A 12,637-nucleotide genomic window follows, 5' to 3' on the forward strand; every position below is an offset into this window, starting at 1 on the left:
CCGCGCACACCGTGGAATACGCCGATGAAGGGCATGATGCTCAACGCCCTGCTGGGCGTGATGCTCGGACGCTTCGGTTCGGTCTGGCGGCTGCTGGTCTTCGTTCCGATCGTGGCGGCGGAGGTCGGCTACGGCCTCTGCGTCTACAACCTGAGCGCAGGTGCGTGTCTGCGCCGCGGTACGGCGCTGCTGATCTGCGGCCAGCTGGCCTTTCTGCTCGGCGCGCTGCTGCGGCCCATCGCCAATCAGCGGTGACGCCCCCGGGGCCGGCCCGGGCCGCCGCGGCGACGCGGGCACGTCAGGCCGCATCGTCCTCGGCGGTGGGTGCCTCGATGCAGAGGCGCCAGAACTCCACGAATCCGGCAGCGTAGGCGGCGATGACGAGGCTCGACCAATGCATCGCGCAGCTCCGGGCAAATTCGCGGGCTGAGCGTGATGCGGAGACGTTAAGATTCCGCCCCGTCCGGTGTCCGGGGCGCGGCCGACAGACGGGGGCCGCTACCGGCAGACGATCGATTCCTTGAAGCCGCACGGATCGCCCATCCGGGTGAACGCCACCCGCTCGAACAGCGCGGTGACCGGCCGTCCCGGATAGACCGTCGGCCCGAGCCAGGACGCGAAATCCTGGCCCTGTCCCGACCAGACGCTGAGCATGATCTTGCCCGGATGCGACGGGAGCGGCCGGTCGGGCGCGGCGCGCACCTCGCGCAGCAGGCGTCCGTTGACGTACCAGCGCAGGCGGTCGGGCAGCCACTCGAGGGCGTAGTCGGCGGTGGCGGTCGCGGCGTCGAATCCGAGCGGGTCGAAGCTGTCGTGGCCGCCGACGCCGCCGACGAAGTAGTTGAGCTGGACCTTGCCGGTGTCCTTGCCGAGGAACTCGAAGTCGATCTCGTCGTTCGTGCGCCGGTCGCCGTTCTCGGGGCCGTTGTAGGTGAAGAACGCCGAGACCATGCCGGACCCGGCGCCGGGCCGCATCCGGACCTCGTAGGTGCCGTAGCCGTAGCGCTCGTGGGTCTGGATCTCGGCGCAGCTGAACGGGCGCTCCTTGTAGGCGATGTTCGCCAGGGCCAGCGTCAGTTCGCCGGGCTTGGCGATCCGGACGCGCTGCTTCGACCACATGCAGCCCTGCCAGTCGCCGTTGGCCCAGCCGTCCGAGATGTACCAGCGGCGGTCGCTCAAGGTGTTGAAGGTCTCGACGAAGGATCCGCCGCCCTGTTCGGCCGGGGCGCCGGCCGGCGGAGCGGCGGTCTCGCCGGCGCTGCCGGGATGGGCCTGCAGGAGGAGCGTCGCCGCCACGCAGAGGCGGCGGACCGGGCCGGACCAGATCGTCATGCGCGCGTCCTTATCTTCGCCGCCCGATCGCGGCGGTGCGGATCGTAGCGACGGGGGCGCCGCGGACCGGTGATCATTCGGACGATCCGGGCCGGGGCGCTCCCTCTCCTTTCGGACGATCTCGCGCCCCGCGGCGGAGCCGTCCTACCGTGCGGCGGACCGGCCGCGGCGCGGACCGGCCCGAGAGTCGCGGAGTCGTCCGGTGCGCAGATTACAGGCCCCGTCCCCCGTCCCGGAGGTCTGCGTCATCATCGCGGCCCGGGACGCCGCGGACACGATCGCGACCGCCATCGCCTCGGCGCTCCGGCAGCCGGAGGTCGCGGAGGTCATCGTGGTGGACGATGCCTCCGCGGACCGGACCGGCGCGGCCGCCGCGGCGGCCGACGACGGTTCGGGCCGCCTGAAGCTGATCCGGCTGTCCGTCAATGTCGGACCCGCGGCCGCCCGCAACCGGGCCATCGCGGCCGCGACCGCCCCGCTGCTCTGCATCCTCGACTCCGACGACCACTTCATCGACGGCCGGCTCGGCCGGCTCCTGTCCGCGCCCCGGACCTGGGACCTGATCGCCGACGACATCATCATGGTCCGCGGCCGCGAGGCGGGCTCCGCCGCCGGCCTCGTGACCGGGCCCGGGCGGCCGCAGCGGCTCACCCTCGCGACCTTCGTGGCCGGCAACATCCCCCGTCCCGGCGCGTACCGGCGCGAACTCGGCTTCCTGAAGCCGGTCATGCGGCGGGGATTCCTGGAGCGGCAGGGGCTGCGCTACGACGTGCACCTGCGCCTCGGGGAGGATTACGCCCTCTACGTGGAGGCGCTGGCGGCCGGGGCGGTGTTCGCCGTGACGGCGCCCTGCGGCTATGTGGCGGTCGAACGGGCGAACTCGCTGAGCGCCCAGCACCGGACGGACGATCTCGCGGCGATCCTGGCCTTCGACGACGCCATGCTGGACCGGCCGGGGCTCACCCCGGACGCCCGGGCGGCGCTCCGGGCTCACCGGACCGCGACGGCCAAGCGCTGGCAACACCGGCGCGTTCTCGACCGGCGACGCGCCCAGGGCTACGCGGCGGCCGTGAGGGAACTGCTCGGCACGCCCATGGCGTGGCGGCACATCCTGTCGGTGACTCTGGCGGCCAAGCTCGCGCGCCTGGTGCCCGCGGCTGCGCCGGACCGGGAGATCCGGCCGCGCCTGCTCCTCGGGCCCGAGCGCCGCCTCGAGCCCGTGCGCTGATCCCAGGCTCCGGCCGAGCCTGCCTGGCGGATCAGCGGTCGCGCTCCGCCTTGCGGGTGCGGACGGCCGCCACGTCGGAGCAGACGTCGTCCAGCGCGCAGCGGACCCGTTCGAGGGCGGTCGAGAACGCCGCGTCCAGATTCGGATCGACGGCGTCCCGCTTCGTGCCCTGGTGGAAGCTGTCCAGCAGGTAGGGCATCATCTTGCCATGGAGCGCCACGTAGGCACCGGGGCTGGACAGCTCGTAGACCACCGCAAGAGCGTGATAGGCCCGGATCAGGACCTCGAGCGCGACATCCGCACTGCGCGCGCCTCGATCACAATCATCGCTGCATATCATCGTGATTGATATTCTATTGCCGCCCTTTTCTCCAGGTAACATGCTCAATTATATCTGTCGATATTGAGGCCAATTGCACTTTTCGACAAGGCGTGCCGCACGGCGATTTAGCGGAGGCCCATGGCTCGACTGCAACAGTCGCAGAACGGACAAGCTCAGCGCAAGCCTATCTCAAGACGATACCTAGCTGCGCATAGGTCGTGTCGGCCGGATCATCGTGGCAATCTTGTTTTCAACCTCAACGAGGACGCTGTTCACAAGTTGAACGGCGTCGTCGACTGTCCCGGTTGTCAGGCTTCCGTTGCGGCTTGTTTCTTGAATGATGCGGAAATTATCTTCGACGAACGAGCGGATCTTCTGCTGAACATCGCCGAACTCGCCAGGATGAGCCGTCTCATAGAGCAGGGCGAGGGCCAAATAGGCGCGCCCGACCATGTCCAGCGCCAGGGTTGTACTGATATCCGAATTTTCCGCTTCTGGCGCCGGCACGACGACTGAATTTCCTGTCGCAAGCTGAGCTGCTACTCTATCACACTCTCAATTCGACGCCAGCCATGTCGAATTTTTTCAATGGGATGGCGCCTTTCACGCATCCCGTTCGGACCGCGACCGTCCCGAACCCGCTTTCCGGCGGAGCTGGCCCGCGGGGGGACTGTCCAGGACACGGCGTGCCGCTTCGGCCGGATCGGGCGCGAGGCGGGCGACCGCACGTGGAGAGCCCGCATCCGCCGGCGCCGACAGGCAAGGCCGCCGCATGGCTCGATCGGCGGATCGGCCGCCCCGGGGGCATCGGTCAGGGTCGGGCCCGTCGCAAGACGGGGCAGGCGCCGGCCGTTAAGGCGCGGCGAGCAATCGGCGCCGGTGCGGGCGTGGGGGCCTGTGCCCGGGACGCCCTGTCTCGAGGGGAGCGAAACCGGGCGTGCCGCGTCGCTCCGGGCGGAACCGTCAGCGGGTCGCGCTGCCCTGATGCCGGACGCGGTCGCGGCTCGGGAGCGGCGCGAGACCGTGCTCGACCCGCAGCTTGAGTCCGAGGATCCGGTTGTGCCGCGCCATGGCGCGAAGCGATTCGGCCGTCTCGATATCGCCGCGCAACTGCAGGGCGTCGGCGGCCAGCGCCATCTGGGCGGCCATGGCATCAGCCTGCAGGGCGGCGCGCGGGTCGGTCGAGGAGAGGGGCATTCCGGCCATGGCTGCGACGGTGCGAGGGCTGGCCCGATCCTCAAGACGATCCGTTAACGATATCTTAACAGGCGCGCCTCGGAGGCGGCGGGTGCGGCCAGTGCCGTCACTTCCGGATGGGCAACCGGCCGACCAGCCAGCCGGCCTCGTTGCGCACGAGCAGGGTCCAGAGCGGTTCTCGGCCGCCTCCGGTGATCTCCTCGGCCATCTCGGCGATCACGCTGCGGGCCTCGATCAGGGCTTCCTCGAGGCCCGCGGCCTCGACGCCGACCAGGTCGCGGATCGTCTCCTCGGCATTTGCGATCTCGAAGTAGAAACGCGCCGCCAACAGGATTCTCCTCGGTCGGAACTCTTTCGGGAGTTCTCTGCTATAGCCCGATGCGCGCATCTTAGCCGCGTGCGCCCTGAGATGAAGCGGTCAGAAAAGAGCAGCCGTCTTTGGCAATTCGGGTGATGCCTGTGCGCAATCTTCGCCGGATCGCCGAAGGATGGCTCGACGTAGGCCGAAGGGCGTAGCCGTCTGACACCCGCGATGTCCGGACGGTGATGACGGGGCAGCACGGGTGCGGACCGAAGGACGGGGGATGTCGAGCCCTGCGCGGACGTGCCGGCGCCTCCCAAGCCCCCAGGCTGGGGCGGGGAGACGCGTCCGGCGCCGCGCTGCGGGGCGCCGCCAAGCGCGAGGCGGGCGTGGCCCTGAATGCGGGTGGCGGCGGTCGGCGGCCGGGTGCGCGATGCCTGGACGGGCGGCGGCCCACCAGCGGCCGAAGCGGCCAGTTCCGGTGCGGCCCGGCGCCCGCATGCCCGACGGGGCGGGCGAGACGCTGCGCGAACTGCCCGCGACGGAGTGGGGCGGCCGGCAGTGAAGCGATCTCGACTTCGCCCACGATGGGGCCCGTCGCCGCGCGAGCCGGGATCTGCGCCGATGATCGCGCCCGCCGGGGCGGCGCGGGCGATCCGTCCGCTTCAGGAGCCCGATGCCTCGAGCGGCGGCGAGGCTGACGAGGCCCCTCCCGGGCCGATCAAGCCGTCGACCGGAGAGGAGTCCGTGAAGCCCCGCTTGGCGCCGCCGGATCGCGGTCTCGCCGGGGTCACCCCGCGACCGCGGGAGGGGCGCCGGGAGCGATCAGGCCGCGGGGGCCTTCACGCTCGCCAGGCTCGAATCCTCCCGGAGGAAGTACTTGTTCGTCAGATAGGCGACTTCCGTCCGGTTCTTGGCCTTGAGCTTCTTCATGATGTTGCGGACATGAACCTTCACGGTGCTCTCGCACATGTTCAGTTCATACGCGATGATCTTGTTCGGCGTGCCCTTCCGCAGCGCCCGCGCCACGCAGAGCTGCCGCGGCGAGAAGATCTCATCGTCGCCGGCCTCGACCGGCTCGTCCACCTTGATGTTGGCCAGCAGGGGCAGGAGGCACTCGGCCGGGATGTAGACGCCGCCGGCCTGCACGAGCTGGAGGGCCTGCAGGGCGATGTCGACGGAGGTCGTCGTCGGAATGTAGCCTTTGACCCCGAGCTTGATGATCCGCACGATCTGCTCGAGGTGCTCGCCGTCCGAGATGACCGCCACCGGCGGCGTGCCGGCCTCGCCCTGCAGGAAGGTCAGCTCCCGGGTGATCTCGGCCCACTCGGTCTCGGACAGATTGCCGTCCGGCCGGCAGAGGACGACCACGCTCGCCGGAACGAAGGGCGTCTGACGCTTCCACGATTCGATGTCCGCGAAGACTTCGAACGAAGTCTCCCGGTCGGCCTCGCTGAGCGAGGCGGCGAGGCATCGGCCGACGAGTTGGCGTCGATCGATGATCACGATGCGGCTGGAGCGGCCCCGGGACTGGTCCCGTTGCTCGACGACGGCCGGGTTGTCACCGGCATGTGCACCCGAAAAGCCGCCGCGGCTCTCGGCCGTGTCCCGCTCAACGATGATGAGCGCGTCTCGAGTACCAAGACTGGCCATGAGAAATTACCTCCTTTCGAAGGAAGTCCATTGTCAGCGATGACGTGAGTACCCAATGAGCCCGCCGACGGCGTGACACTGAGATACGCGGTCGCTCCGGTCGTCTGGGGCGATGGCCGATGACCACGGATACAATGCTAACTTTCGTAAAATCGCCTGTAAATACCCTGTATGAAATTAACTGCCTAAATTTCTTCTCTAAATACAATCATCGCTCACTACGTACGTACAGGGTGATTTGTTTGATAGCCGGTTCTTGAACTGATCGAGATGTGCATTCGCAAGGTCGTTTGTCGTCGGGCAGCGATCGGTCTCAAGATCTTTGCGAATGTAGTCCATCGTTCATCGATTTTCTGAATGATCAAACTTTGCTTTGCTTGCCTCCGCTTATTGCTAAGGCGTTTGGCTTGGCTTTCGAACCGATTTCGATGATCCGAATGCGCTTCAGGTATTCGATTGCAAGTATTCGCCCCAATGCGATCCGGTGTCAAATGATGAGGCTAAAATGCAACATATGTGGGTGTTTGTTGGGGCTGTTTTGAGTCGAGTACTGATTTCATGGGTACGCTGCGGTACCGAATGGCAGGGCATCCGGATCCGCGGCGCGGCTGGGCGTGCCGCCCGGCGCGGCGGGCGAATCAGCCCGCGCCTGCGCGCCGGAATTGCGATGCCCGGACTGCTCTGAAGAGGCCTGTTCAGTCCACCCGGACCAGGAGATCGCGCATGCCGCCGACATCGACGAACGTGGCGAGGTCGCAGGCGAGCAGGCGGGCGTGTCGCTGCGCGTAGACGGCGGGCGTCAGCGTCCGCAGGAACGCCGTCACGGAATCCGCGAGCGGCTCGGGGAAGGCCCAGCCGAGCCCTTCGGCGACCGCGTAGCGCCCGGTGGCGGTCGAGGCGCGCGCGAGCGTCAGCGCCCCGCACAGGCCGCCCTCGTAGAGCCGGTTCGGCAGCAGCCAGTCCGAATTCAGTCCGTCGTCGAGGTAATCGACAGCCCAGCTGAAGTGGATCCCACTGTAGATCTCGGGGAGATCGCGGGGATTGGCGTAAGGACCGCGGAACGCCATGTTCGCACGGCCGTCCAGGGTTTCGGCCAGCATGTGCGGGGCTATGTCCTCCTCGGAGAGACGCCCGGCCAGGACGATCCGCACCGAGTCGCCAAGGGCGTCGGCAATGGCGGCGAGAAGCGTCAGGCTCCTGCGGCAGCGCAGCGTCCCGAACCAGCCGATCACCCAGGGCGGCTCAGCCGCGCGGGTGCGATCGAGCCTATCCGCCACCTCGCCGAGGCGATGGCCCATGACCTTGTTCTCCAGCAGATGCCACGCGCCGGTGAAGCCTTGGACGGGCCGGAAGTACCGGTCGATGAAGTCCGGTGCGCTCACGACGAGGAGGGCGCTGCGGCGGAGGAGCCAGCGCTCGACCGTGCGGGCGATCCACCCCGGGGCGTCCGGCCGGACCATCAGCCGCTGGATGTCGAGCACCTCGTAGACGAGGCGCGCGCGGCTTCCGGCGAGGCGTGATGAGGTCCAGGCCACGAGGGCCATGTCGAGGTTGCGCACGTAGATCACGTCCGCCGCGCGCAGGTCGGGCCCGCGGCGCAGGGCGCGGAGGATGCCGAGGGCGAGGCGCGGCAGCCGGCTTGCGTAGTTCCGGTCGACGGTCCGGCCGAGCGGGACGGTGTCGTCCGCCTCCCGGGGCGTGGCTGCGCCGCCGGGTCGGGCCCGCTCGAAGGCGTAGACGACCACGGACCAGCCGGCTTCCCGGATGGCATCGACCCGCTTCCGGACCGTCGGCTCGGCCAGATCGTGGCCGAAGAAGGCGACCCGACGGCCGGGCACGGTCTTCGGGTTCGCGACCGCCGGGGGCGCGGTGGCCGCGCCCGGCCCGAAGGCCGAGGTCCGGCCGATGCCCCGGCTGAGCGGGTCGATCACAGAGCCGCCTGGGTTGCGTCGTGGGGCCGCCGCGGGGCCGTGGCCCAGCGCCGGAGCGCGCTCCTGAGGCCGCCCCGCCGGACCGTCGTCCCGTCGCTCGTCTTGTTGAGCACGATGCCCAGGACGGTGCTGCCGCTCGACTCGAGATCGTGGACGGCGGCGGCGACCTCGTCGATGCTCGTCCGCCCCGCCTCCACCACGATGATCAGACCGTCGAGGCTGTCGAGGAGCGGCTGAAGCGTGGGCAATTCGTCCACCGGCGGCAGATCGACGACGACGCGGTCGAGGGTGGTGCGCTCGTCCCCGACGACGGACGCGACGCCCTCCGGGGTCATCAGGTCGCTGAAATGGGGGTCGTTCGGGTGGCGGTTCCCGCAGGCGAGCAGGCGGACTTCCCCGGGCTGGGGCCGGACCGCCTCCGTGGCGCAGCAGCGGCCGGCGAGCACATCGAGCAGGCCGCGCTGGTCCGTGGCCCGGTTGATCTGCGAGAGCGTCGCCCGCCTGACGTCCGCGTCGATCACCAGCACCCGCCCGGCGCTCGACCGGACGCGGGCGAGGAGCTGGCCGAAATTGCTCGCGAACAGGGTCTTGCCCGCGCCGGACCCCACCGAGGTGACGCCGATCGCGAAGACCGCACCGCGGCGATCGCTGCCCAGCACATGGGCCTTCAGGCTGTGCAGGCGCTCGACGAAGACCGATTGGGGCATGAACCGCACCGCGCTCGCCTTGAACGCTTCGACATTGGCCGGGCGCTGCGCCTCGCTGGCATGGGCCTGAGCCAGCGCCAGGGCGGCCCGGAAGCCCGGCTCGCGCCGCAGCTCGGGGAGAGCGGCGAGGCAGGTCAGGCCGTGGCCGGTGAGCTGCCGGGGCGAGCGGATCGTCCGGTCGAACCAGTGCCGCGCGAAGGCGCCGCTCACCCCGAACCCGGTGCCGACGAAGAGGCCGAGGAGCAGGATCAGGCTGCCGCGGGGCGCGCTCGGAGCCTCCGGCACGGTCGCCGGCGTGATCACGTGGGCAGAGGGCTGCGGATAGGATTGCTGGTTGACGGCGTCGATGTAGCGCTGGAGCAGGTTCGTGTAGATCTGGTCGTAGGTCTCGGCGGTGCGGTCGAGTTCTTTCGCCTTGACCCGGGCATTGCTCATGATCAGCGTCTTCGAGATCAGGGCGTCGAAGGCCGCCGTCATGCTGTCCTCACGTGCCTTGGCGACCTCGTAATCGTGGTCCAGGGACATGGCGAGGCGCTCGAGTTCGGTGCGCAGCGACTGCTTGGCCGCCTGAATGTCCCGCTGGATCGCCTGGACCGCCTCGTGGTCGGGGCCGAGCCGGCGCTTCAGGTCGTCGGCGCGCTGCACGAGGTCGACATATTGCCGGCGCAGCTGGATGATCACGCTATCCTTGAAGGCCTCGGTGATCCCGGGATCGGCGATGTCCGAATCGAGGAGCCCGCGGATCTGGTCGCGCACCGCCCGGGCATCCATGGTCTTGGCGCGGGCCGCGGCCACGGCGGTGTTGAGCTCCTCCACCTGCTGCTCGCCCACGAGGCCGCGCTTGCCCAGGTCGATGATGGTGTGCTCGGCCTTGTAGGTCTGGGCCTCGCGCGAGGCCTGGCTGGCGCGCTGCTGGAGTTCCTTCAGCCGCGGCAGCATCCACTCGCCGGCGACCTTCCAGATCTGGGCCCGGTTTTCCAGCTCGGTGCTGACATAGGCCTCGGCCACCGCGTTCGCGACGGCGGCGGCGGTGGTCGGGTTGTCGGCGCTGTACCCGACCTCGATGACGTAGGCCGCGCCGATGCGGTTGGCCTCCACGTTCTCCCGGAGGGTCCGTGCCTGGCTCAGTTCCGGGCTCACGGGGGCAGTCTCCCGGACCGGCGGTTCGGTGCCGATCAATCGATGGGGGAGCGCCTTGAGGGCCTTCACGACCTCACGGATCTTCGCCACCAGCGGGTGCGAGGGCACCGCGAGGTCCTGCAGGGGGGGGAGGCCGAGCCGGCGCACGGCGGCCAGCGCGATCTTCTCCGAGCGTATGTACTCGACCTGGCTCTCCACCTCGGCGATCTCGAGCGGGGCCCCGGCATTGGGCGTGTCGCGGGCCGTCACCGGGCTGGTGCGGCTCTCGATGTAGATGCGCGTCCGGGCCGTGAAGATCGCGGGCGCGGTCGCGACGTAGAATCCGGCGCAGACCAGGCCGATGGTGGCGAAGACCAAGATCGACCGCCAGTTCTGCCGGGCAATCGTCAGGATGGAGACCTGCGCCTCCGTCTCGGACGAGAACGGCAGGCTGCGCCAGGGGCCCGTCCCACCGGCGCGGGCCGCACCGATCGGCAGGAAGGACGCGCTGGTCGAGTGTCGGTTCATGGCTCTCTCCTCACCGCGGCGGACACCGCCTCGGAGCGCTCTCTGTCAAAGGGGGTGTCGGCTCGGCCCATGGGGTGCCGAACCGGGGGGCGTCAGTTCTGGCCGGCTCCGTCACCGATGCCCCGCAGGGTGGGATCCGGCTTGAGCGCGACCTCCAGGACGTCGCCCGGCTGAAGCTCCATGTCCTCGGCGGCGTCGAGCTGGGTCCGGGACGTGCTGCCCTGGCGGAAGACCGAGATCGCGGCCTGCGCCCGGCTTCCGGATAGGAGCTGGGCCCGCAGGGCGCCGGTGTAGACGAGCTTGTCGTTGATGCTGTTCAGCTTCGAGCGAAGTGCCGACAGGTTGCTCTCCGCGGCCTGGAGCTTCTCCAGGGCGTCCATGGCCTGCAGGTCTTCGACCCGCTCGAGCTTGCGGGCGACGTCGCTCTTGTCACGGTCGAGCTGGGTGAGCTGGACCGTCGTCTGCAGGGCGCGGGTCGAGGAGAGCAGCACCGCCCGCCGGGCGTCGGTCAGCCGCGTGGTGACCACCGCGCCGCGCTGGAACAGGGCACGCACCGTGTCGTACTCCTCGGCATCGGCGTTGACGCCCTCCTTCTCCTTGACCTGCTGCTCGCTGAGATTCGCGTACTGCGTCTGGGCCCGGGCGAGGGAGCGCTGCAGATGCTCCTTCTCCTTCGCGATGTCGGTCAGCTGGATCCGGAGCTGCTGCTCGGCGAGCTTCTGCGCCGGTGTCGGGCGGCCGCCCGAGGCGGCCTGCGGGTCCGCGGCCGGGGCGCTCCTGTCCCGCGGCGCGGCGATGATCGCCTTCAGGCGCCAGATCGTCGCATTCTCCCGCGCGATGCTCGCCCAGGTCGCGTCGTAGTCGGCGCGCAGGTTCGCGGATTCGATGATCGGGTTCTCCATCCGGAACCGCAGGAGATTGTAGCCGCCCGCGAGGGCGACCGCCTGCCGGACGGTCATGCCCGGATGGAACGGGTGCTCGCCCTGCTTGGTCACGTCGCCGCTCAGGTAGATCGGCTGGTACTTCGCGACCCGCACGCCGATCTCGTCCGGCTCGATCACGGCGATCGTTTCCCTGCCGTCCGGCCCGCGCTGCCGCACCGCCTTGGCGGCCAGGGTCTTCTGCAGGTTCCGGCGCAGCTCCGCGAGGGTCAGGCCGGCGGCCGGCACGTCCCCGAGCAGCGGGACCATGAGGGCGCCATCGGTCGAGACCGTGGATTCCTGCTTGAAGTTCGGGAGGCTCAGGGCCGACACCTCGATCGTGTCCCCGGGGGCGATCCGGTACTCCGCCGCCGCGGGGACCGTGAACAGGGCGAGCAGGCAGGCCATGATGCCGGCTCGGGAGGCGCGCCGGGTGACGGCGGACCGATATCCGGCAGGCATAGGCTCAGTCTTCGCCAGATTCCTCGACACGCGTCGTCCCCTCGAATGCGCTGCCATGTCCGGGCGTGGCCATCGAGCGGCGAACCGCGCGTCGGCCTCACGGGCTTATGGGTGGCTGAGGCGGCATGATGCGTAACGGCAAAGTCCGCCGGGACTCCTCCAAAAGGTGGGCCGGCGCCGTCCCGTCGGGGCAGGATCCCCGCCTTTCGGCGTAGGCGCGGCGACCGGAGCGCCGCCGGATCGCGACGGCCGGCAGCATCGGGCAGACGCTATTCGCCTTTCGACGGACGAACGACATCGAAAGCCTGGGTTCCCGGCCACCTGCAGCTCTGTGCAGCTTTACCGCACGGAAATTCGGCGGGTGGAGCGACCGGTATGCCGATTAATGATGTCAATATTGGATCTGATGTGGGCATATTGTACCCAGATCTGGTCAATATTTATGGATGTCGAATCGAAGACGGCTCGCGCATCGGCCCGTTCGTGGAGATCCAGCGCGGCAGCCATATCGGCCCGCGCTGCAAGATCTCCTCGCACAGCTTCATCTGCGCGGGCGTCTCGATCGGGGCCGAGGTGTTCATCGGCCACGGCGTGGTCTTCACCAACGAGCTCTATCCGGAAGCCACCAACGCGGACGGGAGCCTGAAGCGGGACGGCGAGTGGGAGCTCGTCGAGACCGTGGTCGAGGCCCGCGCCTCCATCGGCTCCAACGCCACCATCGTGGCGGGGATCACCATTGGCGAGGGCGCCCTGGTCGGCGCCGGCTCCGTCGTCACCCGGGATGTCCCGGCCTTCGCCATCGTCGCCGGATGCCCCGCGCGGGTCGTCGGGGACACGCGCACCAAGCGCGCCGAAAGCGCCGCGCGCGCCCGTTCCGCCCAGTCGCCGCGGCCCGAGCCGGCCGAGCCTCTGCAGATTGCTTGAGGGGAATGCACTC

The 12,637-nt window shown here is 69.2% G+C and carries 12 protein-coding genes; 3 read left to right on the forward strand and 9 right to left on the reverse strand.

Annotated elements, in window-relative coordinates; translation table 11 throughout:
* Nucleotides 1–24: 24 nt before the first annotated feature.
* Entirely contained in the window at nucleotides 25–255 is a 231-nt protein-coding gene (locus ABIC70_RS03160; protein ID WP_043355172.1) for a hypothetical protein, read from the forward strand.
* Between the two features lie 243 nt (nucleotides 256–498).
* On the opposite strand, the gene ABIC70_RS03165 is transcribed toward ABIC70_RS03160, so the two are convergent.
* The gene (locus ABIC70_RS03165; RefSeq protein WP_043355170.1) at nucleotides 499–1,332 is read right to left on the reverse strand and encodes a family 16 glycosylhydrolase; all 834 of its coding nucleotides are present in this window, start codon (nucleotides 1,330–1,332) and stop codon (nucleotides 499–501) included.
* Between the two features lie 202 nt (nucleotides 1,333–1,534).
* On the opposite strand from ABIC70_RS03165, the gene ABIC70_RS03170 reads away from it, so the two are divergent.
* Nucleotides 1,535–2,560 (forward strand): glycosyltransferase, encoded by a 1,026-nt coding sequence (locus tag ABIC70_RS03170; protein WP_354438859.1) that lies wholly within the window; start codon nucleotides 1,535–1,537, stop codon nucleotides 2,558–2,560.
* A 31-nt stretch (nucleotides 2,561–2,591) separates the two neighbouring features.
* Here ABIC70_RS03170 and ABIC70_RS03175 read toward each other — a convergent pair whose 3' ends face one another.
* From ABIC70_RS03175 to ABIC70_RS03210, 8 genes are all read right to left on the reverse strand, one after another.
* Nucleotides 2,592–2,900: a hypothetical protein gene (locus ABIC70_RS03175; protein ID WP_043355166.1), complete on the reverse strand. Its 309-nt coding sequence runs from the start codon at nucleotides 2,898–2,900 to the stop codon at nucleotides 2,592–2,594.
* 183 nt (nucleotides 2,901–3,083) lie between these two features.
* A complete protein-coding gene (locus tag ABIC70_RS03180) occupies nucleotides 3,084–3,389 on the reverse strand; it encodes a hypothetical protein (RefSeq protein WP_091994769.1) in 306 nt (101 codons plus the stop codon).
* Between the two features lie 456 nt (nucleotides 3,390–3,845).
* The gene (locus ABIC70_RS03185; protein WP_043379164.1) at nucleotides 3,846–4,088 is read right to left on the reverse strand and encodes a hypothetical protein; all 243 of its coding nucleotides are present in this window, start codon (nucleotides 4,086–4,088) and stop codon (nucleotides 3,846–3,848) included.
* A 97-nt stretch (nucleotides 4,089–4,185) separates the two neighbouring features.
* Complete coding sequence (locus ABIC70_RS03190; protein WP_043355162.1) at nucleotides 4,186–4,407, reverse strand: DUF6894 family protein; 222 nt, start codon at nucleotides 4,405–4,407, stop codon at nucleotides 4,186–4,188.
* Nucleotides 4,408–5,205: 798 nt separating this feature from the next.
* Nucleotides 5,206–6,033, reverse strand: a complete 828-nt coding sequence (locus ABIC70_RS03195; protein WP_043355160.1) for a LuxR C-terminal-related transcriptional regulator — start codon at nucleotides 6,031–6,033, stop codon at nucleotides 5,206–5,208.
* A 695-nt stretch (nucleotides 6,034–6,728) separates the two neighbouring features.
* Nucleotides 6,729–7,964, reverse strand: a complete 1,236-nt coding sequence (locus ABIC70_RS03200) for a glycosyltransferase family protein (protein ID WP_182591419.1) — start codon at nucleotides 7,962–7,964, stop codon at nucleotides 6,729–6,731.
* Nucleotides 7,961–10,318, reverse strand: coding sequence for a GumC family protein (locus ABIC70_RS03205; RefSeq protein WP_043355156.1), 2,358 nt, complete (start codon nucleotides 10,316–10,318; stop codon nucleotides 7,961–7,963). The genes ABIC70_RS03200 and ABIC70_RS03205 overlap by 4 nt, the downstream gene beginning before the upstream one ends.
* Nucleotides 10,319–10,410: 92 nt before the next feature.
* Nucleotides 10,411–11,646: a polysaccharide biosynthesis/export family protein gene (locus ABIC70_RS03210; protein WP_244538847.1), complete on the reverse strand. Its 1,236-nt coding sequence runs from the start codon at nucleotides 11,644–11,646 to the stop codon at nucleotides 10,411–10,413.
* Between the two features lie 429 nt (nucleotides 11,647–12,075).
* On the opposite strand from ABIC70_RS03210, the gene ABIC70_RS03215 reads away from it, so the two are divergent.
* Nucleotides 12,076–12,624 (forward strand): acyltransferase, encoded by a 549-nt coding sequence (locus ABIC70_RS03215; RefSeq protein WP_354438861.1) that lies wholly within the window; start codon nucleotides 12,076–12,078, stop codon nucleotides 12,622–12,624.
* Nucleotides 12,625–12,637 lie beyond the last annotated feature (13 nt).

Source organism: Methylobacterium sp. 1973 (assembly GCF_040545035.1).
In the GTDB taxonomy this organism is placed as follows: domain Bacteria; phylum Pseudomonadota; class Alphaproteobacteria; order Rhizobiales; family Beijerinckiaceae; genus Methylobacterium; species Methylobacterium fujisawaense.

Excerpts from the sequence above, each read along its gene's own strand:
- ABIC70_RS03165 (WP_043355170.1), bottom strand. The coding sequence starts at position 1,332 with ATGACGATCTGGTCCGGCCCGGTCCGCCGCCTCTGCGTGGCGGCGACG.
- ABIC70_RS03210 (WP_244538847.1), bottom strand. The coding sequence starts at position 11,646 with ATGGCCTGCCTGCTCGCCCTGTTCACGGTCCCCGCGGCGGCGGAGTAC.
- ABIC70_RS03205 (WP_043355156.1), bottom strand. The coding sequence starts at position 10,318 with ATGAACCGACACTCGACCAGCGCGTCCTTCCTGCCGATCGGTGCGGCC.
- ABIC70_RS03195 (WP_043355160.1), bottom strand. The coding sequence starts at position 6,033 with ATGGCCAGTCTTGGTACTCGAGACGCGCTCATCATCGTTGAGCGGGAC.
- ABIC70_RS03160 (WP_043355172.1), top strand. The coding sequence starts at position 25 with ATGAAGGGCATGATGCTCAACGCCCTGCTGGGCGTGATGCTCGGACGC.
- ABIC70_RS03175 (WP_043355166.1), bottom strand. The coding sequence starts at position 2,900 with ATGATATGCAGCGATGATTGTGATCGAGGCGCGCGCAGTGCGGATGTC.
- ABIC70_RS03215 (WP_354438861.1), top strand. The coding sequence starts at position 12,076 with ATGCCGATTAATGATGTCAATATTGGATCTGATGTGGGCATATTGTAC.
- ABIC70_RS03185 (WP_043379164.1), bottom strand. The coding sequence starts at position 4,088 with ATGGCCGGAATGCCCCTCTCCTCGACCGACCCGCGCGCCGCCCTGCAG.